The organism is Mesorhizobium intechi (genome assembly GCF_002879535.1).
Lineage (GTDB): Bacteria > Pseudomonadota > Alphaproteobacteria > Rhizobiales > Rhizobiaceae > Mesorhizobium > Mesorhizobium intechi.
In genome coordinates this window covers 16,837-39,758 of sequence record NZ_PNOT02000329.1, presented here as the reverse complement: position 1 = coordinate 39,758, position 22,922 = coordinate 16,837, and the positions used below count along the sequence as shown (strand labels likewise).

Annotated in this window: 24 protein-coding genes; 10 read left to right on the top strand and 14 right to left on the bottom strand. The window is 61.9% G+C overall.

Annotated features, from left to right (window positions below; all coding sequences use genetic code 11):
* From C1D09_RS28205 to C1D09_RS28180, 6 genes are all read left to right on the top strand, one after another.
* A partial coding sequence (locus tag C1D09_RS28205) for a hypothetical protein (RefSeq protein WP_143977279.1) occupies positions 1 to 585 on the top strand: 585 nt, incomplete at its 5' end.
* A 125-nt stretch (positions 586 to 710) separates the two neighbouring features.
* A complete protein-coding gene (locus C1D09_RS28200; RefSeq protein WP_246135907.1) occupies positions 711 to 896 on the top strand; it encodes a hypothetical protein in 186 nt (61 codons plus the stop codon).
* A 49-nt stretch (positions 897 to 945) separates the two neighbouring features.
* Positions 946 to 2,034, top strand: a complete 1,089-nt coding sequence (locus C1D09_RS28195) for an efflux RND transporter periplasmic adaptor subunit (protein ID WP_167514790.1) — start codon at positions 946 to 948, stop codon at positions 2,032 to 2,034.
* Positions 2,031 to 5,162, top strand: coding sequence for an efflux RND transporter permease subunit (locus C1D09_RS28190; protein WP_143977277.1), 3,132 nt, complete (start codon positions 2,031 to 2,033; stop codon positions 5,160 to 5,162). The genes C1D09_RS28195 and C1D09_RS28190 overlap by 4 nt, the downstream gene beginning before the upstream one ends.
* Before the next feature lie 91 nt (positions 5,163 to 5,253).
* On the top strand, positions 5,254 to 6,732 hold the full coding sequence (locus C1D09_RS28185) for an efflux transporter outer membrane subunit (RefSeq protein WP_143977276.1): 1,479 nt from the start codon (positions 5,254 to 5,256) through the stop codon (positions 6,730 to 6,732).
* A gap of 32 nt (positions 6,733 to 6,764) precedes the next feature.
* Positions 6,765 to 7,220, top strand: coding sequence for a Ros/MucR family transcriptional regulator (locus tag C1D09_RS28180; RefSeq protein WP_143977286.1), 456 nt, complete (start codon positions 6,765 to 6,767; stop codon positions 7,218 to 7,220).
* Between the two features lie 887 nt (positions 7,221 to 8,107).
* Here the strand turns inward: C1D09_RS28180 and C1D09_RS28170 are convergent.
* The 3 genes from C1D09_RS28170 to lov all read right to left on the bottom strand — a co-directional run bounded on the left by C1D09_RS28170 (position 8,108) and on the right by lov (position 10,455).
* Positions 8,108 to 8,353: a hypothetical protein gene (locus tag C1D09_RS28170; protein WP_143977275.1), complete on the bottom strand. Its 246-nt coding sequence runs from the start codon at positions 8,351 to 8,353 to the stop codon at positions 8,108 to 8,110.
* 82 nt (positions 8,354 to 8,435) lie between these two features.
* A complete protein-coding gene (locus tag C1D09_RS28165; RefSeq protein ID WP_143977274.1) occupies positions 8,436 to 9,137 on the bottom strand; it encodes a Crp/Fnr family transcriptional regulator in 702 nt (233 codons plus the stop codon).
* Positions 9,138 to 9,420: 283 nt separating this feature from the next.
* Entirely contained in the window at positions 9,421 to 10,455 is a 1,035-nt protein-coding gene (gene lov / locus C1D09_RS28160) for a blue-light-activated histidine kinase (RefSeq protein WP_143977273.1), read from the bottom strand.
* A gap of 148 nt (positions 10,456 to 10,603) precedes the next feature.
* Here lov and C1D09_RS28155 point away from each other — a divergent pair, with 148 nt between their 5' ends.
* A complete protein-coding gene (locus tag C1D09_RS28155; RefSeq protein WP_143977272.1) occupies positions 10,604 to 11,305 on the top strand; it encodes a DUF4336 domain-containing protein in 702 nt (233 codons plus the stop codon).
* Positions 11,306 to 11,522: 217 nt separating this feature from the next.
* Here the strand turns inward: C1D09_RS28155 and C1D09_RS28150 are convergent, their stop codons facing one another.
* From C1D09_RS28150 to C1D09_RS28140, 3 genes are read right to left on the bottom strand one after another with little or no spacing between them, the layout of a single operon-like run.
* Positions 11,523 to 12,191 (bottom strand): NAD(P)-dependent oxidoreductase, encoded by a 669-nt coding sequence (locus C1D09_RS28150; RefSeq protein ID WP_167514789.1) that lies wholly within the window; start codon positions 12,189 to 12,191, stop codon positions 11,523 to 11,525.
* Positions 12,154 to 13,104 carry an alpha/beta hydrolase gene (locus tag C1D09_RS28145; protein ID WP_143977271.1) on the bottom strand — a complete coding sequence of 317 codons (951 nt, stop codon included), beginning with the start codon at positions 13,102 to 13,104 and terminating at the stop codon, positions 12,154 to 12,156. The genes C1D09_RS28150 and C1D09_RS28145 overlap by 38 nt, the downstream gene beginning before the upstream one ends.
* A 35-nt stretch (positions 13,105 to 13,139) precedes the next feature.
* A complete protein-coding gene (locus C1D09_RS28140; RefSeq protein WP_143977270.1) occupies positions 13,140 to 14,018 on the bottom strand; it encodes an NmrA/HSCARG family protein in 879 nt (292 codons plus the stop codon).
* 110 nt (positions 14,019 to 14,128) lie between these two features.
* Between C1D09_RS28140 and C1D09_RS28135 the strand changes: the two genes are divergently transcribed.
* The 3 genes from C1D09_RS28135 to C1D09_RS28125 all read left to right on the top strand — a co-directional run bounded on the left by C1D09_RS28135 (position 14,129) and on the right by C1D09_RS28125 (position 16,424).
* Positions 14,129 to 15,025, top strand: a complete 897-nt coding sequence (locus tag C1D09_RS28135) for a LysR family transcriptional regulator (RefSeq protein ID WP_143977269.1) — start codon at positions 14,129 to 14,131, stop codon at positions 15,023 to 15,025.
* A 459-nt stretch (positions 15,026 to 15,484) separates the two neighbouring features.
* Positions 15,485 to 15,817 carry a hypothetical protein gene (locus tag C1D09_RS28130; protein ID WP_143977268.1) on the top strand — a complete coding sequence of 111 codons (333 nt, stop codon included), beginning with the start codon at positions 15,485 to 15,487 and terminating at the stop codon, positions 15,815 to 15,817.
* A gap of 172 nt (positions 15,818 to 15,989) precedes the next feature.
* On the top strand, positions 15,990 to 16,424 hold the full coding sequence (locus C1D09_RS28125) for an FKBP-type peptidyl-prolyl cis-trans isomerase (protein ID WP_143977267.1): 435 nt from the start codon (positions 15,990 to 15,992) through the stop codon (positions 16,422 to 16,424).
* A 184-nt stretch (positions 16,425 to 16,608) separates the two neighbouring features.
* Here C1D09_RS28125 and C1D09_RS28120 read toward each other — a convergent pair whose 3' ends face one another.
* From C1D09_RS28120 to sctL, 8 genes are all read right to left on the bottom strand, one after another.
* Complete coding sequence (locus C1D09_RS28120; protein WP_246135906.1) at positions 16,609 to 17,295, bottom strand: D-glutamate cyclase family protein; 687 nt, start codon at positions 17,293 to 17,295, stop codon at positions 16,609 to 16,611.
* 295 nt (positions 17,296 to 17,590) lie between these two features.
* Positions 17,591 to 18,406 carry a type III secretion system export apparatus subunit SctT gene (sctT, locus tag C1D09_RS28115; RefSeq protein ID WP_143977265.1) on the bottom strand — a complete coding sequence of 272 codons (816 nt, stop codon included), beginning with the start codon at positions 18,404 to 18,406 and terminating at the stop codon, positions 17,591 to 17,593.
* A gap of 9 nt (positions 18,407 to 18,415) precedes the next feature.
* Positions 18,416 to 18,685, bottom strand: a complete 270-nt coding sequence (locus C1D09_RS28110; RefSeq protein WP_112097534.1) for an EscS/YscS/HrcS family type III secretion system export apparatus protein — start codon at positions 18,683 to 18,685, stop codon at positions 18,416 to 18,418.
* Positions 18,686 to 18,703: 18 nt separating this feature from the next.
* A complete protein-coding gene (sctR, locus tag C1D09_RS28105) occupies positions 18,704 to 19,357 on the bottom strand; it encodes a type III secretion system export apparatus subunit SctR (protein WP_143977264.1) in 654 nt (217 codons plus the stop codon).
* Positions 19,350 to 20,324, bottom strand: coding sequence for a type III secretion system cytoplasmic ring protein SctQ (gene sctQ, locus C1D09_RS28100; RefSeq protein WP_167514788.1), 975 nt, complete (start codon positions 20,322 to 20,324; stop codon positions 19,350 to 19,352). The genes sctR and sctQ overlap by 8 nt, the downstream gene beginning before the upstream one ends.
* 145 nt (positions 20,325 to 20,469) lie before the next feature.
* Positions 20,470 to 20,958 carry a hypothetical protein gene (locus C1D09_RS28095; RefSeq protein WP_143977262.1) on the bottom strand — a complete coding sequence of 163 codons (489 nt, stop codon included), beginning with the start codon at positions 20,956 to 20,958 and terminating at the stop codon, positions 20,470 to 20,472.
* A complete protein-coding gene (locus C1D09_RS28090) occupies positions 20,945 to 22,303 on the bottom strand; it encodes a FliI/YscN family ATPase (RefSeq protein WP_143977261.1) in 1,359 nt (452 codons plus the stop codon). Before C1D09_RS28090 ends, C1D09_RS28095 begins: the two co-directional genes overlap by 14 nt.
* On the bottom strand, positions 22,300 to 22,920 hold the full coding sequence (sctL, locus tag C1D09_RS28085) for a type III secretion system stator protein SctL (protein ID WP_143977260.1): 621 nt from the start codon (positions 22,918 to 22,920) through the stop codon (positions 22,300 to 22,302). Before sctL ends, C1D09_RS28090 begins: the two co-directional genes overlap by 4 nt.
* Positions 22,921 to 22,922 lie beyond the last annotated feature (2 nt).

Below are 22,922 nucleotides of genomic sequence, written 5' to 3'. Positions count from 1 at the left end.
GTGGTGGCGCAGGACGACGGTGCGAACCGGGATCCGATGCCCTGGCCGCACCGGCCGATGCGTCACGGACCGGAAGGTTTCGGGCCGGAAGGTTTTGGCCCACAGCACTTTGGCGCGCAACACATGGGGCCACCACCGGAATTCATGCTCGCGGCCCGGCTCTCGGCGCTCGAGACCAAGGTTGGCGTGCGGGCCGAGCAGCTCGACGCCTGGCGCGACTACACTAGCGCGCTTCAAGCCATGCTGGCGCCGCCGAAGCCCGATCATGGTCCGGGTGGCACCGGAGGGCGCGGCCCGAATGCCGAAAATCCCAGCAATAGCGAGCGCGATCCCTTCGCCTTTCAGGAAAAGCTGGCCGACGACGTTACGCAGCGAGCGGTCGCTGCCGGCAAGCTGAAGGAGGCGATTGCCGCACTGCGCGCCAAGCTGACGCCGGAGCAACTTGAAATCCTCGCTTCGGCGGAGCGGCCGCACGGCCCCCCCCTCGGTCCATGGGGCAATCCGCCGGACGATGCAGCCGGCCCCGGAGGTCTGCCTGGCTATGACAGACAGCTCCCGCCGCCCCGGAATGGTGAGCAACTCTGACCGGCTGCGCCGGCCGGCCCGCTGACCCACCCGTTCTCGGGCCGGCCGGATTCTTTCATTTGGAACGGCAGGCCGGTTCGCCTGGCCGCCGTCGAACAACGGAAGCACCAATGTGGGAAGCCTTGATGATGCTGCGGCTGATCGCGTCGATGCCGTCCCTGCCTGCCGGCCATGCAACCCGCGCCATGCCGCTTGCCCTGTCGGCGGACACGCTGAAGGGCGCGATCCGGCTGAGCTTTTCCGCCTACCGTTTGTCGCTTCCGATTTCCGCACGCTTGAGCACCAGAAATCATGACCAGAAAATTGCGTAAGAGCCATCTTCTCTTGGTAGCCATCTTGGTCGCGGCTGGCGTTGTCGCTATGCTCAAAGCCTATGGTCGCGGCACGGCCGAACCAACCGTACAGACGGCTGCGCCGGTTCAGGCCGCCGCGCTGACCGTTTCCGTCGAGACAGTCCATTCCGAAGCCGTCACATCTTCCGTCAGCGCCACCGGCACCGTTGCCGCCTGGCAGGAAGCAACCATCGGCGCGGAAGAAAGCGGGCTGCGTCTCACCGACATTTTGGTTGCCGAAGGCGATCATGTGCGCGCGGGCGATGTCATCGCGCGGCTCGACGCATCGCTGCTGAAGGCCCAGTTCGCCGAGCAGAAAGCCGCGGTCACGCAGGCCCAGGCGACGCTGGACTCGGCAATCTCGTCTGCCGCCCGTGCCGACAAGCTGCTCGCCAGCAAGGCAGTCAGCGCCGAGACCGCCGAAGAGAAGGCGACGGCGGTCAAGACCGGCCAGGCTCAGGTCGAGCAAGCGAAGGCCGCTGCCGACAGGCTGCAGGCCGAACTCGACCGGACCGCGATCCGCGCCCCCTTCGACGGCACCGTCTCCAGCAAGCCGGCCGTCGCCGGCTCGATCGTCCAAGCCGGCACCGAGCTGATGAAGATCATCCGCGACGGCAGGCTGGAGGTCGGCGTTCTCGTCCCGGAAAAAGACCTGGCATCGATCTCGATCGGTCAGACGGCGAGCGTCGTCGATGCTTCCGGCCGCAGCTTCGCCGGCAGCGTTTCCTCGATCGCCGAGACGGTTAATTCAACCACGCGGCTTGCCACCGTCTATGTCTCGCTGGGCGAAGGCTCCGGCCTGAAGTCAGGCATGTTCGCCCGCGTCTCGATAGCCACCGCCGCGTCGCAACAGTTGAGCGTCGCCGAGGCAGCCCTCGTCTGGCATGACGGCAAGCCGGCGGTCTTCGTCGTCGACGCTGCAGGCAAGGCCAACGCGCGCGCCGTCGCAACCGGCGCACGCCAGGGCGGCCGGGTCGCCATCGAAAGCGGCCTGTCGGAAGGCGATCATGTCGTCATCGCCGGCGCCGGCTTCCTCAGCGACGGCAATCTTGTGCGTGTCGCCACCAGCGAGGCGGACGCCGGCGCTGCCGCGCCGTCGACGGAGGCAGCCCAATGAACGCCATTTCCTCCTGGTCGATCCGCAACCCGGTTCCGACCATCGTGCTGTTCCTGTCGCTGACGATTGCCGGCCTCTACGGCTTCATGCAATTGCGCACCAACAACATGCCCGACATCGACCTGCCGACGGTCACCGTGACGGTTGCGCAGCCGGGTGCCGCGCCGAGCGAGATGGAGGTGCAGGTCGCGCGGGTGGTCGAGAATGCCGTGGCCACGCTTGAAGGCGTCGACGACGTCTCGACCTCGATCAGCGAGGGCTCTTCCGTCACCACGGTCGAGTTCACCCTGGGCACCGATCCGGAGACCGCCACCAACGATGTCCGCAACGCCGTGTCCGAAGTGCAGTCCAGCCTGCCGGCCGCTGCCCAGACACCGGTGGTGGCCAAGGTCAACGCCACAGGCAATTCGGTGCTGACCTATGTGGTCGAGGCGCCGACCATGTCGCCCGATGCACTGAGCTGGTACATCGACAACGACGTCGCCAAGGCCCTGCTCGGCGTCGACGGCGTCTCCAAGATCACCCGCTCCGGCGGTGTCGACAGGGTGATCCGTGTCGAGCTCGATCCCGACCGCCTGGCAGCACTCGGCATCAGCGCCGGCGATGTCAGCCACACGCTCGCCTCCAACAACGTCAACCAGCCGGGCGGCCGTACCGCTATCGGCGGCCAGGAACAGTCCGTGCGCACGCTGGCCAGCGCCGTGAGCGTCGAGGCTCTGGCCGACACCCGCATCGCGCTATCCGGCGCCGGCGACGTAAAGCTCTCCGATCTCGGTACCGTGGTCGACAGCTGGGAAAAGCCGCGCCAGGCGGCCTATTTCGATGGCAAGGAGGTCGTCGCCTTCAACGTCTACAGGTCGGTCGGCTCGAGCGAGATCGACGTCGTCAAGGCCTCGCGCGCCGTCATCGCCGACATGGGAGCCAAGACCACGACGGCGAAATTCACCGAAGTCACCTCCTCGTCCGGCTTCGTGCAGGAGAGTTACGACGCCGCGCTCGAGGCGCTGTGGATGGGTGCCCTGCTGGCTGTCGGCGTCGTCTGGCTGTTCCTGCGCGACATCAGGGCGACGCTGGTATCGGCGGTCGCCATGCCGCTGTCGCTGGTCCCGACCTTCGCGGTGATGGCGGCGTTTGACATCTCCCTCAACAACATCACCTTGCTCGCTCTGTCGCTGGTGGTCGGCATCCTCGTCGACGACGCCATCGTCGAGATCGAAAACATCGTGCGCCATATGCGTGAGACCGGCGCCAGCGCCTACCAGGCGGCGATCGAGGCCGCCGACGAGATCGGGCTGGCCGTGGTGGCGACCACCGCGACCATCGTCGCCGTGTTCCTGCCGGTGGCCTTCATGCCCGGCATTCCCGGAAAATTCTTCTTCTCGTTCGCCGTCGCCGTCTGTGTCTCGGTGCTGTTTTCGCTTTTGGTGGCCCGTATGCTGACACCGTTGATGGGCGCCTATCTGGTGCGCGCCGGCGGCCACAGCGAGGACGATACGCCGGCGTGGGTGCCGAGCTATCTCTGGCTGCTGCGCAAGGCACTCAACCATCGCTGCATCACGCTTTTCGCCGGCATCGCCTTCTTCGCTGGCTCGATGATGCTGGCGACCAAGCTGCCGACCGAATTCATGGCGGCGGCCGATCGCGGCCGCTCGATGATCTCAGTCGAGCTGCAGCCGGGCTCGACGATCGAGCAGACGACAGCCGTGGTGCAGGCCATCACCAAGCGGCTTGAGAACGAGCCGGCAGTCGACAGCGTTTTCGCCACGATCGGTACCGCGGCCTCCTCGGGCGGCGGGCCGAACCAGTCGTCGAGCTCAGCCGAGGTGCGCACCGCCATAGTCACCGTCAATTTGAAGCCGCGCAGTGAGCGCTCGCTGAGCCAGCAGGAATTCGAGGCCGAAGCCTCGCCCAGGCTGAACGACATTGCCGGCGCTCGCATCCAGTTCGGCGCCGACGGCTTCTCCGGTGCCAAAGTGTCGATCACCCTGGTCGGCGACGATGGCACAGCACTTGAGAAGGCAAGCGACTCGCTCATCGACCAGATGAAATCGGTCCCAGGCCTGATCAACTCGACCTCGACCGCCGCCACCACCAAGCCGGAACTGATCGTGCGTCCCGATAGCGCCAAGGCGGCCGAGCTCGGCATCACCCCGACCGAGATCGCCGCGACGGTCAAGATTGCCACCATTGGCGATACCGACACCAGCCTGGCGAAATTCAATCTCGGCGACCGCCAGGTGTCGATCGTCGTCACTTTGCCGGACGGCGCCATCGACGATCCGGCGAAACTGGCCGTGCTGCCGCTGACCGGCAGCAAGGGTACGGTGCCGCTTGGCGCCGTTGCCGACATCGGCTTCAACGCCGGTCCGAACAGCATCACCCGGGTCGATCGCAGCCGCAGCGCCACGATAGAGGCCGACCTTTCCGGCCTCACCCTTGGCGAGGCGACGACGGCCATCCGCGCCTTGCCGGCGATGCAGAACGTGCCGGCCGGCGTGCACGAGCTGGCGCGCGGCGACGCCGCCCGCATGCAGGAGTTGTTCACCGGCTTTGCCACGGCGATCGCCGCCGGCATCCTGCTGATGTACCTGACGCTGGTTCTGCTATTTCGCAGCTTCGTGCAGCCGGTGACCATTCTGGTCGCGCTGCCGCTGTCGGTCGGCGGCGCGCTCGGCCTGCTGCTGATCACTGGCAAGGCACTCGGCGTGACGCCGCTGATCGGCCTTTTGATGCTGATGGGCATTGCGGCAAAGAACTCAATCCTGCTCGTTGAGTACGCGTTGGTGGCCGAAAAGGAGCGCGGCCTGAGCCGCTTCGAGGCGCTGCTCGACGCAGCCCGCAAGCGGGCCCGCCCGATCGTCATGACCTCGATCGCCATGGGCGCCGGCATGCTCCCGATCGCGCTCGGCATCGGCGCCGATGCCGAGACCCGCGCCCCGATGGCCATCGCCGTGGTCGGCGGGCTGCTGTCCTCGACCGTGCTCAGCCTCATCTACGTGCCTGTGGTCTACACCTTCATGGACGACATCCAGCGCTTCCTCGCCCGCCAGCTCGGCAAACTGCTGGTCGAAAGGCCCCACGCTGGGCAGGCGGCCACCCCGCCTGACAGCCTGGCCGAGAGCCAGTGATCGACGACGGCCGGTCGAGTGCACCGGTCCCGCATTTGACACCTCGCCGTCAGGCGACAGCAAGAAATCAACGATAATCGAGGCTTAGAGCATGACGAGTTGGGTTAGGTTGAGCGTGGGAGTGCTGGCGGCGGCCGCGCAGGCCGGATGCGTCGTCGGTCCGGACTACCAAAAGCCCATTCTGGCAATGCCGGCAAACTGGAGCAACCAGAAGACGGCCACGCAGGCCAAGCCGGCGCAATTGTCCGCATGGTGGCAGCGTCTGCGCGATCCGCAGTTGAACGCGCTCGTCAACGAAGCCGTCACAGGGAATCTCGACGTCGCCACCGCCAAGGCCAAAATCCGCGAGGCACGCGCCAGCTATCGCCAGAGCACCGCAACACTATTCCCGTCGGTCGACGGCTCCGGCTCCGCCACGCGCAGCAAGTCGGCCGCGGCCACGTCAGGCCGGGCCGCGAGCGATGCCCACAGCCAGTTCCAGACCGGTTTCGACGCCAGTTGGGAACTCGATCTGTTCGGCCCCAACCGCAGGGGCGTCGAGGCCGCCCGCTACGGCCTGGATGCCTCCCAGGCGGAACTCCGCTCGACGCTGCTGACCCTGATCGGCGATGTCGCGTCCAATTACATCCAGGCGCGCGGCTATCAGGCGCGCATCCAACTCGCCAAGCGTGCCTCCTCTTCGGAAAGGCAGACCGCCGAGCTCACACGCGCCATGGCGCAGGCCGGCACCGCGACGGCAGCGGATGTCGCAAAAGCCATGGGCCAGGCAAGCAGCACCGAAGCCGATATCCCGACGCTGGAAGCAGGCTATGCCGAGACGGTGCATCGCCTCTCCGTGCTCACCGGTCGCCCGCCCGCCGCTCTGGCTGAGCGGTTGAAGCGCAGCGCACCGATACCCGCGCCGCGCCTCCCTATCCCCACCGGGATTCCGGCCGACATTCTGCTGAACCGGCCCGACGTGCGCCTGGCCGAGAGGCATTATGCCCAATACACCGCCAAGATCGGTCAGGCCGAAGCGGCTCGCTATCCCGCGGTCAGCCTTACCGGAGACATTGACACGTCAGCCTTGAAGCTCGGCGATCTCGGCAAGAATTCCTCCATCAGCTGGTCTTTCGGGCCAACGCTCAGCGTGCCGGTCTTCAACGCCGGCCAGTTGAAGGCCGCCGTCGAAGTCGCCGAGGCCCAGCGCGACCAATATTTCATCGCTTACAGATCATCGGTGCTGACGGCGCTCGAGGATGTGGAAAATGCGATCGTCTCGCTGCGCCAGGAGAGAATCAGGGTGAGCAAGCTTGCCTCGTCGGCAAAGTCCTATGGAGACGCCGCGCGGCTGGAGCAGACGCTCTACAAGTCCGGGGAAACAAGCCTTCTCGATGTGCTGGACGCCCAGCGGTCGCTCTATTCGGCAGAGGACGATCTCGTGCAAAGCCGCATTTCAATTGCGACCGACTACATCGCCCTCAACAAAGCCCTCGGCGGCGGCTGGGACGGTGTCGTCGAGACCACGACGCCGGAGATCATCGACGTCAAGACCGGCCCACGGCTGGCGACGATACCTGTGGCGCCGTGAACAAGAAAAACCGTCAACCGGAGAAGAGAGAGATGGCTGACAACGGATCGAAAAACGTAATCGTCAAACTCATGGCAGACGTGGTTTCCGCATACGTTTCGAATCACCCTGTTCCTGCAAGCGAACTTCCACCCTTGATCGATCAGATCTACCGGTCTCTGGATCTGCTGCGGTCCGATGCTTCAAACCACGCTGCGGCAGAACGGTTGAAGCCAGCAGTTCCAATCAAGAAATCCGTCACGCCGGATTTCATCATCTCGCTGGAGACCGGCAAGAAGTTCAAGTCCCTGAAGCGTCACCTGCGAGTGAACGGCCTGTCGCCGGAAGAGTACCGCGCAAAGTGGGGCCTGCCCACCGACTATCCGATGGTCGCCCCGAACTACACTGTATCACGTTCGCTCCTGGCAAAGAAATTTGGCCTGGGACTAAAACCCCGAGAATCGAAAAACCTGCGTCTAAAAAACCAGGACAGCGCAAGACGAGTATAGCCGGGAGGCCATGAAGACATCGGATGCTCGTAAATGAGTGCCGGTACCTTGTGGAAGGACAAGCCTGTGTTCTCGCCCGCCGAGTAGAACCTAACGACAGAAGAAGTCATTTCCACTGCGGCGGCCAGATCAGGGAGGGCACGCTGCGCGAACCACGACGTGTCATGTTTCTTCCGTGCGACGGGTGAAGGCTACGCCTCGCTTGTGGTAGCAGCCAGAGCCCGTTTCTGCTTTTTTCAGAATGTTCTGCGCCCCCTTAGCGCGAGGCTCGAAGTCAACAGAGTTCCCTCTGCATCTGCAGGGCTAGGGTCGTTGGCGGAGTCGGCCGCGCGTGCCGATTCTTGCGATCATCCCGATTTGGAATGTCTGCTGCTGCATTTTGCATGCCGAAAGCAGCAGGTCCGCTTCCGGCTCCAAAGTTGCCGGACGGGAATGCGCCTCAGAGCCGGGCGTTTGAGATAGCCCTGCTTGTAATCGAATCGCTGCAGGCAGCAGGCTATGGACCTATTCCATATGCCGGTAGTTTCCAACCGATTACCGCGCCTCCGCAACACCTGAGAACCAGGAATGTGGGACTGAAGTTCAGGTCGGAAAGTTCGGCCTGGCGTAGCGGCCGGTACCGAGCTTTTTGCTGTCGTTAGATAATGGCGATCAGGGGACCTCGGCGTCGAACTCCACAGCAAAACCCGCATCAATCGCGCTTCGCGCTATGTAATCGCCAAGTTCCCAATCCGTCAGTTCGCAAAGCGGAAGCCTTTCTCTGACGGCGTCGATGACCTCGCCCACCGAAACGCTCGGATTTTCGACATGGTCAAGCAGGTAACGGACAATGGTTTGGCGGACGTCCGATGAAGTAAGTGTCGGGGCGACGTTTGCCGTTGCAGGGCCTATGATTGAAGCCGTGTTTCAGAGCGATCGGCAGTCAATGCGTCGAAAGCGACGGGAATGCTGTGGAGGACGCACGCCGCAGCCACAATCTCTTCCAACTCGTGGTCAGTGGCTCTACACGCCGGAAACAGTGTTCGAATGGCACGTATGGCCTGTGCGATGGAAAGGAAGCGGGCCTTCCCTCTGGAACGGACATAGGCTTCGGCTGCCCTTTCAACCGTCACGGTGTGAAATGTGTTGGTCATGTGAGTTCCTCCCTGAACCCAAACCAACACGATTTATGGCACCAATTTGGCTACCCGTAAGGCTTTGTCCGATGCCGAACAATTAGACGGAGGCGAGGCCGAAGTAACGTTGCTCCTCTTCGCCATAGGCGCCATGCGTCAGCTTTATCATTCCGGGCCGGTCGACAATCGTGATCTCACCGCGCTTGGCGTGGATCAGCCCTCGATACTCAAGCATTTGCAGGGCTATGGTCACGCCAGGGCGCCGGGCGCCAAGCATGGTGGCCAGAAACTCGTGCGTCAGGTCGATTCTGTTGCCCTCCATACGATCATCGACCATAAGCAACCACCGGGCCAGCCGTTCCTCGATTTTCGAATGGCCGTTCACAAGTGCCGTCCGCGACGACTGTACAAGGAACGCATGGGCATAGCGAAGCAGTGACTCGCGAAGGGGACGACTTTCTTCAATCGCGGGGCGAAGGCTTTCAACCGGGAGCAGCCAACCATTGCCTGCGACCTGGATGTAGGTTTCATTGGGCGACCTGTCTTGGCCGAGAAGGACTGCTACCCCGGTCATGCCATCGTAGCCTACGATGCCGACTTCGCTTTGCCGCCCTCCGGTCATGGTGGCGACCACCGAAGCGATACCCGACTCTGGAAAATACACATTCTCGATCGGCTGATACGAACTCTCGAGCCGGACTTTGAGGCCTAATTCGACTCGATGCATTGATGGCTGTAACAGCGCGAAATCCTCAGGCGAAAGGGCTTTCAATACATGGTTGCGAAGAAGGGATTGGGGCACGGCGCTCTCCCTGACGGGCAAGAGCGCGTACCTCTCACTGTCGGCTGCATCCGAAACACTGGCGGCCGATATGCAGCAGAGTAGACCTCAAGGGCGCGATTAGCAAATTGGGGTGTAGCTCCGTTGGTGAGCCCATTCTGCGATTCAGGCCTAACTGCTTAGTGCTGCCGCAAAAGCATTGGCTTGTGCGGGTAAAGCATCCTCTATGCGAGCGGGGCGATCCCGGCGCTTGCCGCCGAGTTGGGGTCGACTGCTGACGTTCAGAATCCTGAGAACTGCGCCCTCACCTGGCGGTCGTGACATTTGGTACCTCGACCAAGACCTTCATCCCGCCGTCTAGCCACTCACGTTCGGCGGACCCCTGAAGCTGACGCCGCACGGTAGCTTCGGCAATAACCGTGCCGAACCCGGGCTTTCGCTCCTTCGGCGGAGGTGGCCCGCCAGTCTCTTCCCAGATGAGGACGAGTCCGTTTGTATTCGGTATGTCGCTCCAACTGATTGCGACCTGACCCGCCTCTCCAGAGAGCGATCCATGCGTAGCCGCGTTGACAGCTAGTTCATGAATGAACAAGGCCAAGGGCTGGACTGCGTGCGCCAGAAGCATGATGTCAGGGCCTTTCAGCACGGCTCGCGAGGCTCCGTAAGGCTCCAGTTGAGTTTGTATCGCTTCCCGCAGCGGGACATTTTGCCAACCGCGTCGCGAGAGCAGGGAATGGGCCCGAGCCAGGGACTGGATCCGGTTCTGAACCGAAGCGGCATAAAGAGCAGAATTCTCAGATTTTGTGAGGCGGACAATGCTGTCAACCAGCGCAAGAACGTTATTGGCGCGATGGTCCACTTCGAGCAGAAGCCGGTGCTCTGACGCTTCGAGAGATTGAATTCGGCGATATTCCGTGCTGTCGACCTGCGATCCGAAATAATAGACGACGCGCTCGTCGTCGTCATAGACCGGACTGATGTGAAGCCGATTCCAGAACGGTGTTCCATCCTTCCGGTAGTTGAGCAACTCGACGCTGACCTCGCGCTGTTCTCGTAGTGCGGACCGAATTTCCGCCACCGCAGCCGCCGAGGTTGCCTTACCCTGTAAGAAACGGCAGTTGCGTCCTAACACTTCATCTGCCTCATAGCCCGTCAGATTGAGGAAGGCCGCGTTCGCCAGAACGATTGGGTAATCATCCGCGGTGGCGTCCGCCACCACCATCGGCATTCTGGTCCGCTGAAAGGCCGTTGCGGCCAATTCTTTCCAGTCCGGCGTGGCGCCTCCCGTCACCGCAGCCGGCCGATCGGTTTTTACGTGGGATGTCCGTTTTAGGCTCATAGGTTTGCCTGTAGCTTCCAGCGTTCAGATTGAACGTCGGTTGAGCTAAAGTGTTGCAAGGTAAGCTGTTCCTTTGGCAGCAACTTAGCGTGCTGCGACCGCCTTATTGGGTGGAAAGCGCCCATCTGGCGTACTAGGTTTGGCGACCATGCTGGAGCCGCTTGGATCGAACTTATGGATTGCAGATGGCGGAATCGTCTCGTTCAAAGGATTCGATTATCCGACACGCATGGCCGTCGTGCGTCTTACAGATGGGGGGCTGTGGTTGTGGTCGCCGGTCGAAAGGACGGCCGCGATCGAGGCTGAGATACGAGCGCTGGGGCCTGTTCGGCATATAGTCAGCCCCAATAAGCTGCACTACCTGTTTCTAGGCGAGTGGAAGGCCGCATTTCCTGGCGCCAGTTTGTGGGCGACGGCGGCGACAATCGCCAAGTGCAAGGAACTCGATTTTTCCAGAGCTCTGACTGACGAGCCGCCGGCCGAATGGAAAGGACAGATCGATCAGTTCTATTTCACCAATTCGCCATTCATGGACGAACTGATCTTCTTTCACCGCGCATCGCGCACCGCCATCATCGCCGACCTCTCACAGACCTTTAGCGAGACGTTCTTGAAACGCCATTGGCCGTGGTGGATGCGACCAATCGCAAGACTTTCGAAAATGGTCGAAGGATGGGGCTATCCGCCGATCGACTATCGAATCAGTTTCCGAAACCGCGCAACCGCGCGCCCAAAGATCCGTGAGTTAATCGGAAAACATCCCGAGCACGTCGTCGTGGCGCATGGTGAGGTTGTCAGGACCGGTGGCGAAGCCTTTTTGCGGCGTGCTTTTTCATGGCTGCTCCAGTAGTCCCAACGTCGGCAATTGGACGGTCGCCGAATGGCAGCTATTCGCCGATCTTACACAATAGGAGACGGTCGCCTTCCCCGAAATTGCCTATCAGGAAGCCTCAACTTCGACGTAGTGGCTAATTTGCAGTCGCCAAAAGCAGACACCTGAAGGCCGCAATCCAGGTCGATGCGTTGAGGCCGAGCCACGATCAATGTGTCCCGACCTCCTGATGGTTTCACCATGTGATCAGCGGCGATTTGCGCAGCCACGTATCCGCAGTGAGTTGCTGAACGACGAAATCCGCGACGTCGGCTCGCGCGATCGTCCCGCCATGTACGCCTGACAGGTCGGTCAACGCCTTGACGCGACCGCGCGGAGGCTTGTCGTTGAGCACCATTGGTCGAACGATGGTCCAGTCGAGCGTGCTGCCCCGGATTGCATCTTCCTGGCGATCCTTGTCTTCATAGACCTTCCGCAGCAGCAGCGGCAGGACCAGTCGGTCGAAGAAAAAGCCGCCATGGCCGCGGCTGTCGCCGGCGCCGAGGCCAGTGATGCACACGAGACGCCGAATGTTCTGCCGCTCCATGACGCCGACCAGCGCGCGCGTTGCTGTCGAGAGCAGGGTCACCTCGCGAAACGGGCTCATGGCGGTGCCCAATGAACTGACGACGGCATCACAACCCGCGATGGCCCTGGCTAGCGCGACGGCATCGCGGGCGTCGCCTTCGGCGAGCTCGGCGCCGGCGAGGTCCCCGGCCTTTTCCCTAGAGCGGACAAGGGCTACGACCTCGTGCCCCTCCGCGATGGCCTTGCTAACAATCAGCCGGCCGGTTTTGCCCGTAGCGCCCAATACCAGAATTTTCATTTCAAACCTCCGAAGGTGTGCTGTTGGACGGGGAAACATCGGCTAGCCGCTGGCGGAGGAAGGCACCGATGGCATCCACCGACTGCTCGGCCGCGCGAAAGCGGCCGAGGGAAGACTGGAAGACATGCGGCATGCCCTCCCAAATCGACAGCGTGACGTCCACGCCTGCAGCCCTCGCCCGGTCGGCGTAGCGGATTGAGTCCGCGAGCAGCAATTCGTCGTCCCCGACATCGATCCGGATCGGCGGCAGGTCGCGGAGCTGTGCGTAGAGCGGCGAGGCCTTGGAGTTCGTGGCATCCTGGCCTTGGAGATACAGGTCCGCGAAGGCCTGGAGTACACCGCGCGTGAAGATCGGATCCGCCTCGGCCCTGGTCTCGAGGCTGTCGCCGGTGAGCGCAAGGTCGGTCCAGGGTGACATCACCGCTGCCCCGACTGGCTGCACTTTGCCTTTCGTCTTGTCGGCAGCGAGGATCGACAGCAGCGACAGGGTTAAACCGCCACCGGCAGAATCACCTACAACCACGATCCGTTCGGCACCCTCCGTAATGAGACCGCGATAGGCGGCGACGGCATCATCGATCGCTGCAGGGAACGGGTGTTCGGGTGCAAGCCGGTAATCTGGGACAAAGGCATCGGCGCCGACGCGTGTGGCGATCTGGCCCGCGAAATTGGTGAGCGCCTCGGCTGAGCCGAGCACATAACCGCCACCATGAAGATATAATATGCGTGCGCCCGACCGTGGGTTCGGCAGCCGAAGCCAGAAGCCGGCAATACCCCCGACCGTCGCGGGTTCAATCCGCACATCCGCGGCGGCGGGCGTGGCGACAAACATGGCGTCGAACATCGGCCGTGCCTCGGGCCCGAGCTTTTCACCCTTGTGGGCCGAGGCGGCCTCTCGCATCGCGGCCACCGCTGGAGCGTCATCAGGCGCGAGGGGCTGGATCGTCATCATGGCAAGTCTCCTTTGTTGGCGGGTAAAGTGCTGGCTCAGCCATTCGCCCACTGGGTCGCGGCATCCCTGGCAAAAGCGGCATAGGAACGCGGGGCGCGACCGAGGAGCTTGGTCAGACGAGCGATGTCGTCAGCGGTCGCCACCGCGCCTTCCGTCTGATACCGGCTGAACATCAGGCGTAGATCGAGCGCATGCCAGGCGGGCAGCATGGTCTTTGTGCGCTGTTCCATGACGGCGAGATCGTCGCCGCCATGGCGGATCGCGCGGCCGAGGGCCTCGCTCCAGATGGCGGCAATACCTTCGCCGGTTAGGCTGTCCGGACCAACCAGGGCGTAGGTCTCGCGGCCGAGTGGTGTTGCAGCCTGCTCACGGCGAAGCAACTCGATCGCGGCGGCCTCGCCGATGTCTCTGATATCGACCATTGAAATACCCTTCGAGCCGATCGGCGCGCCATAGACGCCAACATTCAGAAGCACGTCCCTTTGACGAAGATCGTTCTGGATGAAGTAAGCGGGCCGCAGGATCGTCGCGGGCAGATCGAGCGTCTCGATCATCCGCTCGACCGTGTACTTGCCCGCAAAATGCGGCACGTCGGCGTAGGCATCGCCGCCGAATACCGAGAGGTAGACGATGCCCTTGATGCCGGCCTCTCGGGCGACCGTCAGGGTCAGCATGGCTTGGGTCAATTCATCGGCGACATTTGGCGCGAGCACAAACAGGGTGCTGATGCCTTGCAGTGCCGCGCGGACCGAATCCGGATCAGCGAGGTCACCGCGGACCGCCGTCACGCCAGCGGGAAGCTGAGCCGTCTCAGGTGAGCGGGTCAGGGCCCGAACCTCTACGTTGCGCCCCTGCAGGTGAGCCAAGACCTGGGAGCCGATCGTCCCGGTGCTGCCGGTTACCAAAATAGCCATTGTGAAAACTCTTTGTGATTTCTGTTCTGCCTCCGAGGTAAATATACGTTCCAACGATGAGCGGGAGATGGCATAGTCGAGATAGCTCGTCTCACTTTTGGAACATCATCATGAATCTCGAAGCCCTGGCCGACTTCAACCTCGTTGCCGCCCATGGCGGTTTCGGCCGAGCCGGTCGCATCTCCGGCCGATCCAAGGCGACATTGTCGCGGCATGTAAGCGAACTCGAACATAGCCTCGGCGTGAGGCTGATCGAGCGTGGGTCCCAAAGCCTGCGACTGACGGACGAAGGACGATCGCTTCACGAGCGCACCGACGGGTTGTTGTCGGAGATCGTGGAAGCCGGGGAGGCAATCGTCCTGGGCGCGTCCACGCCCCGGGGCAGGCTGAGGGTAAGCGCTCCCGTGGTATTCGCGCATGTGGCGCTTCCCAGGATAGCTACCCGCTTCGCGCTCGCCTATCCGGAGGTCAAGCTTGAGATTGTTGCCGAGGATCGCAGGGTCGATCCAGTCGAGGATGGCTACGACCTTGTTATCCGGATCGATCCTTCACCGGATGAACGTCTCATCGGTCGCCGTTTTCTCATTGACGAGCGCCTAATCGTTGCCTTACCGCACATGCCGCGCCCACAGGCGGCGCCGGATGGTGGACCGAGGCCCGTAAAGGCGGTTTTGCTTAGCGCAACTTCGCCGAACGTTGTCTGGCGAATGAAATCCGATCTCGAGGGCGAAGTCCTCTTCAAGCCCGAGGCGATCCTGCGCTTCTCTTCCTTGCTGATGGTGCGCGATGCGGTTCTGGCGGGTGCGGGCGCGGCTTTGCTTCCGAAGCTTCTTGTCGCAGGCGAGATCGAGGCGGGCCGCATCGTTTGCTGGGGAACTCATGCCGGACCATCTGTGGAAATCTGGGCGCTCCAAAGCTCGCGACGTCTTATCGGTGCAAAAGTTCGCGCTTTCTTGGATGTGATGGAGAGGGCATTTCCGACGAGAGTTTTCGCTCCAGCACCCTGAGCAAGATTCTATCCTGTTGGCCATCAGGGTTGAGGAAGAGGACCGTCGGTGGGAATCTCCTTCAACGCACGTATTGCATGTATCTCTGGAACGGCGCGGATGGTGTCTATTCCTGCAATAACGGTGAACCCAGGGGCGGCCGCGTTGCCGCTCGTGATCGGCGCTGATCGACACGATAACCAAGGGGGTCGCGGATGGCCGCTCGTTGCTATGTGAGCTCAATAGCCGCCCGTCCGCTACACGGCCCCATAGTGGTCGCTTACAGGGGCGCGTTCCGAAGGTCAGCACCTGACGCAAGCAGATCCTTGCCAGAGGTGAACGAGGTCAGTTTGAATCCTAGCAAACCTACGTTCTCAACGACGTTCGTGGAGTCCTTGCTCGTAAAATTGCAACACCCCCTCTTGACGGTCGGCGTCATCAGATTCAGTTTTCGTGACGCACGATAATCGCGAAAATACCATGGCCGACGACACGCCCAAACGGAAGCGAGGCCGCCCACTTAAGGGCAGCGCTCCGATGTCCCCAGCCGAGCGTCAGCAGCGTCGTCGCCAGCGGCTTATTGAAGCCGCACAGGTGGGGTTCTTGGTGCGCCTGTATTCCGAGCGCATGGCACGACGACTTGAAATGGCCGGGGAGCAGATCCAGGAGTTGACAATCGCGCTGCGAGAGAAGGATCGCCCAGCCTATCCTGGTCTGATGACCAAGATCGAATTCTCGATTGAAGTCCTGAGGGAGAATCTGACGCTGCTTCAGAAGGCACTCCCACCAGACGGAAAACGCTCTCCGACTTGAATTGCGAACCGAGCCACGGCATCGAATAGCTCAAATCGGCATTCTGGGTTTACATCGGCAGCCAAGCCCCTAGTTTTAGAGCTTCGCGCCGTGCACCCCGAGTGCGTGGATGATCGAGAACGGGACGTGAGCTTCGGCCGGCCCCTCAAGAACTTCCGAAAGGATGACTGCTATGACACAGGCCAAGAATGGCGATACCGTGCGTATCAACTACAATGGACGCCTAGTCGACGGCACCCAATTCGATTCTTCCGGCAGCGAACCGCTGCAATTCACATTGGGTGAAGGACAGGTGATCGCCGGTCTTGAAACCCATGTCGAGGGCATGGAGGTGGGCGCGAAGAGCACCGTCACCGTTCCCGCCGACGCCGCCTATGGCCCCCACCGCCCCGAAGCGGTCATGACCATTGACCGCGCCAAGGTGCCGGACAACATCAACATTGATATCGGCACTCGATTGCAGGTCAGAACCCGCGACGGTCGCCCCGTGCCAGTAACAGTCGTCGAAGTGGACGACGCCAGCGTCAAGCTTGACGGCAATCACCCATTGGCCGGAAAGGATTTGGTGTTCGACGTTGAACTGGTCGAGATCGTTCAGGCGGCGTAGGGTAACCCATACGGCCCAGAATTGGTCGGCTTCGCGACCTCCCTTCGCGAGGTCTTGTGCGGACCAAACGCCTCTAGCAACGGAACGCGGACGGACCCTGCCAGAATGTCCCGGCCATCCGGGCCCGGTCATAAACTTTCCAAGATCACGATAGCGGTATCGCCGCAAGCCGCAACCGTTGCTGTCAAACCTTGAAAATGCCCGCATCCGCTTTTGCGTCAACATCGGTGATCAACATATGCCCGGGCGATACTGTGATCGAGATCGCGAGCCCGGCGCGGGCAAGCGCATCTTGCGCGGTCAGGCTGCTGGCCCAGAACACCGGGACCTCCCCGTCCATGATTTCGACCGCGTCGCCCCAGTCGGGAGCCATCAGATCGCTTATTCCTATAATCGATGGCTCTCCGACATGGATAGGAGAACCATGGGCAAGCGGGAAGCGTGCGGTCAGGGCGCGAACCTTGTCGACATCGCACCGTCTTATGGGACGCATGGAGACGACCATCTCGCCGCCAAAAGCTCCTGCGCCGCGCGTCATGATGTTGGTCCGAAACTTTGGGAGAGCCTTGCCGCAGCCGATGCTGTGGAGTTTGACGCCTTTTTCCACGAGGGCCGCTTCGACAGTAAGCGCACTGCCAAGAGCGAAAGCGGCAAAATCGTCCCGCCACAGGTCGATGATGTCTGTCCTCTGACGGATCACCTCGCCAAAGTGGTAGATATTGTATTGCGGAGCATCGGTGCGGATATCGATATCGCCTAGCGCTGGAATCGACGGGCAGCCGGCGCGGCTTACCCCAACCAATGGGCAGGCTTTGGCGTTGCGGAGGCAAAACTGATGGAAATCGCCGGCAAAGCGACGGGGCACGATCACGACGTTGGCTTGGAGCTTGCCCCTCGCAAGCCCTCCCGTACGCCCTTCATAGGCTCCGGTCCTAACCAGCCCACGCAGTTGACCTGCATCGACTAACCGCAAATTGTCATGGAACAATGAAGTGACTTGGCGAGGCATGGCTTCCGGAAATTTGCACGTTTCTCGAAAGAACGTAAGATCATCTGCGATCTAGCCGATTGTCAAATTAACAGAATCTTTCCTGTTCGATAAATTGTATTTATTGATTAGACGCAAACTCTAWATTATTAGCAATTTTGCATAGACATACTGACTCTCACTGACAGCTACTACAACCGATCGCTTCAATCAGCCGGTCTGCCTCGTTGAGAAAGCCGAGATCGCGGTTCATGTAAGAGAGCAGGAAAGCTGCGTAGAGGACGAAGACGAGGCTGAAGACCAGTGTCTTGACGACCAGAGAAAGCGCAAAAATATTGAGGTGCGGCGAGGCACGCGCCAAAAAGGCAAGCACAATGTCGGACAAGAGCATGCTGATGATGAGCGGGAAAACGAGGGTCAGCGCCATCACCAGGATGCGGTTCAGCAGGCCGAGAAAGATTCCAGCCGCGTCCTTGCTGAACACAGGCAGAAGATGGTCGATCGGCCAAAGGCCGTAGCTATCGTAGAGACCAGTCAACGAAAGCTGAAGGCCGCCGGCTGCAAGGTAGATCGTGACCATGATGATGGCGAGCAAGGTGCCGGTGGCCCCCGTCTCATGGGTCATCATCGGGTCGATCAGCGCACCCATCGAGGAGCCGCGTTGCAGATCCAGGATATCGCCCGCCGCTTCCGCCGCCCAGAAGGGTATGCCCATCGCCAGCCCGAGCGTTACTCCGACCATGACCTCCTTGAGCATGTAGAGCACGATCATCGCCATCGGCAGATCGGTAGTCGTCAGCTTATGCACAATCATCGGGAAGACCGGAACCGTCAACGCCAACGCCACACCACTGCGCAGCAGCCCCGACAGCGGCACCCGCGAAAAAAGTGGCATGAGCAGCATGAACCCGGTCATGCGCGCGAGTGCGAAAGCGCCTGCCAGCAGATAGAATTGAAGCTCTTTGACCGAGGTGAAGAGCGGTTCGACCGGCATTGTCGTATCTCAACGGGTGACGACGGGAAACTCGTCCAGCGCTGTCGACGCCTGTTGCGCTATCTGCTGCCCAAGCAGCGGCCCAAAGACGATGATAACCAGCATGATCACGACGAGCTTGATGGTCTGCGGCAGCGACTGGTCCTGGATCTGGGTCAGCGCCTGGGCAAGGCCGACCAGAACACCGACGGCCAGCGCCGCGATGATGGCCGGACTGGAAGCCAGCAAGACAGTTAGAAGCGCGCCTTGGACCTTCGCCAGGATGAAATCATTGCTCATGCGATACCCCCGGCGGCGTCACGAGTAGCTCAAGATGAGGCCATGCATCAGGCGCGACCACCCGTCTATGGCGACGAAAAGGAACAGTTTCAGCGGGATCGAAATAAGGACTGGCGAAACCATGATCATGCCGAGCGTCATCAGCACGTTCGCAACGACGATATCGATGATCAGGAAAGGCAGATAAAGCAGGAAGCCGATCTCGAAGGCACGAGTAAGCTCGGATGCGACAAAGGCAGGGACAAGGATCGACAGATCGTCATCCTTGAGGTTCTGCCGCGCCTGTTCCGGCCACAGGCGGGCCGTTCCATCGAGGAAGAATTGCCGCTCCTGCGGTTGGGTGAACTTCATGAGGTGGCGCTGCAATGGTTCCCGGACCAGTTGCGCCGCCCTCGCGAGATCGTCGGTGGTCTGGAACTGAACCTGCCCTTCCTGAAGCCGGGTCGACATCTCGCTCAGCAATGGCGTGGTGACATAGACCGTCAGCACGAGCGCTATGCCATAGAGCACCAGATTGGGCGGCATCTGCTGAATGCCAAGCGCGTTGCGGATGAGAAACAGCACGACCGAAATCTTCAGGAAGCCCGTCATCGTGACGACCGCCAGCGGCAGCAGCCCGACCACACCGACGGCGATCAGAATTCCAAGCAGGTTGGGCGAGTTATCAAGCATTGTCGAACATGCGCACGATCCGCACGCCCAGGTTTTCTCCGATCCGCACAATCTCGCCGCGTCCGACACGCCTGCCATTGGCGAGGATGTCGACCGTCGCCTCGGCTGCATCGGCAAGCGAAACGATAGCGCCCGGCGCAAGCTGCCTTACTTCTCCCAGAGGCATTGCCGTGCGGCCGATCTCGAAGGCCAGGGCAACCAATAATTCGTCCAAAGTCGATTCTTCCAAAGTGTCCGGCGGCGACGTGTTCTGGTTCATGGTCCACTCCCAATTCGATCCAGAGATTGCAGTCGGCGCGGCAAGCAATTGCGGGCCAGCGGCGGTAAGAGCCACAGGCGCAAACAAATGCTCGGAAATGATGAGCGCCGCCACGCCCTCTTCCGCCGTATCGTCGAAAAGCACCACATCGTCAGCCTGCAGGCTTTGAAGCTCGCCCAGGGTGATCACAAGCGGACCACGCCGAAGGCAAACCGGCAGCGGAAATTCGGCCGGGACGGGCCGCCTTGTTTTGCCAAGCTCGTCGAGAAGGCGGCCGATCCGCGCCGGAAGACCGGCATCACTCGCCGTCAAGACGCAGCCTATGGTCTCAACCTTGCTGGTCAGGACGAAAGCAAATGGAGTTTCACTCGGAACGGCATCTCCTGGTGCCAGCGAGGTGATCGCGATCCGCTCGCCCAGCCTGTCTTCGATCCATTCGAGATCGCCTTCGAACGTGGCCTCCAACAGGAGCGCGGCCTGTGCCGGCGCCAGCCGTTTCATGTCGACCGCTCCGTCGACCCCGGCGAGACCTCGCTCGACAACAGAAAGCGGCAGGCGCAAGTGCCCGGCTACGTCCCCGACGCTGAAGCCAACAGCGCAAATCGGCTGGTCCGCGGAATTCATACCTGGCCAGGCGGCCGTGATCGCCACGGTATTCCCGGCAATCGTGATCTGCGCGGCCGCGCGGCGGCGGTAGAAGGCGTTCAAGGCACCGACATCCGCGGGCGCCACAGTTTCAAACGTCAGCCGCTCTTCGCTGCTCGCCCGTGCGGCTGCGCGTTTCGCTGTTTTTGCCCGCGTTCTTGCCGGCGCGCAGTCTTGAGACATCACATCCATACGATCACTGCTTGGGCTATCGTTCCGTGGACATGCGCGGCTGACCGCGCTCCTCCTCCTCGGAAAGCTCGGCGAGAGCCAGGCGACGACGCGCGTTGCGTCTGGCCAATTGCTCCGACAGCCTGTCCAGCATGGCCACAGCCTTCATGCTCGCGCGGTGGTCATTGCGGGCTCCCGACAACTCGACTTTCCGTCGCTGCTCGGCGACGCCCGCCATCTTCTCGCCTTCCCGCAACTGCCCTGTCTTCCTGGCGGCGACCTCGAACTGTCCCTGGAGCCGGTGGAGGCTGGCGGCATTCGCCGGCTGCCCAACCAGCGCAGCGAAGGCTGCATCTTCGGCGTCCGCCGTGCGCTGGAGGTGTTCCCTGACGGCGTCGCCCGCTTCCTGAACTTCCCTGGCGGCTTGATTGGCGGCGGCGCGCTTTCTGATCACCTCTTCCTGCGCGCGCCCCTCGCGCCTACGTCTGAGCTCGCGCAGTCGAGCGATCATGTCACGTTCCTTCATTGACGATCTCCCGCATGCGTTGGCGTGTCCTGTCGATTGTCTCGCGTGTTGCAGACGGCTGACGCAGGAAGGTGTTGATGGCATCGATCTTCGCCGCCGCCTCGTCCGCCACGGCATCGCTGCCCTTTTCGTACTCGCCCACGCGCAGCAGCAGTTCGATGTCGGCATAACGGGCGAGCAGTTCGCGCAGGCGGCCGGCGTCGGCACGATGCATGGACGGCACAACGGCATCCATCAGGCGGCTTCGGCTGCGCAGAATATCGATGGCAGGGAAATGGTTGCGTTGCGCAAGCTCGCTCGACAGGAAGACGTGGCCGTCGAGCAGCGCCTGGATTTCCTCGGCGACCGGATCCAGCGTGCCGTCGCCTTCGAGGAGAACGCTGTAGAGGCCGGTGATGGATCCGATGCGACCGGGCCCCGAGCGCTCGAGCAGACGCGGCAGGGCCGCAAACAGCGAAGACGGGAAACCACGACGCGTCGGCGGCTCGCCGGAGGCCAGGCCGATCTCGCGCTGCGCACGCGCGAACCGCGTTATATTGTCCATCGCAAGCAGCACATGCTTGCCCTGGTCGCGAAAAAATTCGGCTATGCTTGTCGCCACATAGGCGGCCTTGACGCGCTCGATGGCGGGCCGGTCCGAAGTCGCGACGACGATGACCGCCCGCTCGCGCCCTTCCGATCCAAGCTGGTGTTCGAGGAATTCGCGCACCTCGCGCCCGCGTTCGCCGACCAGGGCAACGACGGCAACATCGGCGTCGGTGCCGGTGACGATATCGGAAAGCAGGATGGACTTGCCGACGCCCGGCTCGCCGAAGATACCGACGCGCTGTCCCCGCGCGCAGGTGAGCAGCCCGTCGAGGGCGCGGATGCCGAGCTGGATCGGCTCGGAAATCAGACTGCGCTCCAGCGGGGATGGCGGATAGGCATTCACGGGATAGCTGCCGGCAATGCCGTCCGGTGACAGCGGTTTGCCATCCAAAGGCTCACCGAACGCGCTGATCACCCGGCCCAGAAGGCCGGGTCCGACAGGCACCAGTTGGTCCTTGCCGGTCGCAACCACCTCGGTCAGGCTCGAAAGACCGGTCAGATCGCCCAGTGGAACAAGGACCGCCATCTCATCTAAGAGGCCCACGACTTCCGCCTTGGTCGTCCTGCCGGTTCTGGGGTCGACCAGTTGGCATATCTCGCCGATCCTGGCTTCCTCGACGGTCGCATGAATGACCGTTCCAATCACCCGCCGAACACGTCCTTTGCGAGGGCGGCTTGAATCGTCGCGAAGGCCCGAACGGAGGTTTGGTATGATGGACGCCAGACGGTTTTCGATATCGATGGCGGGACCTGTCATGCCGCCACCTCGGCCTTAAAGCGGATTGCGGCGGCGATGGCATCGAGCTGCGCGTCAATGCTGGCGTCAATCACGGCGATATCGGTCGAAAGGATGCAAGCCGACGGCGCCAGCGCATCGTCGGCATCGATTTCAACCATCATGCCCAGCTCGCTCTTGCGCAAGACTGCGTCGAGCTCCTCGCGAACCCTGTCCACGGAAGCGGGATGGACGCGGATTTTCAGATATCTGGCGCGGCGAATTTCGGTCACGGCCTGTCTGGCGGCCTTGGCGACAAGCGCGCCAACGTCGAACTCCCCCAGAATTCGCCTGACCACCTCGAGAGCGAGCCCGGTGACTTCGGCTTCGAGCCCGCCGAGATAGCGATCCACCTTGACTGTTGTCTCGCTTACCAGCCGGCTGGCATCCGCGTCGCCTTGCGCCTTGCCGTCCTCATAACCCTGCGCGTATTCGGCTGCGTAGGCGCGCCGGGCGGCTTCGCGCATCTGCTGGGCATCACGCTTCGCCGCATCGAGAAATGCATATCCGTCCTGCCAGGCCCGCGCCTCGGCGGCGCGCAGGATGCGGGCACGGGGGCGCCTTGGTATGCCGACGGTCGCGGTGTCCGCTTCGGCCATCA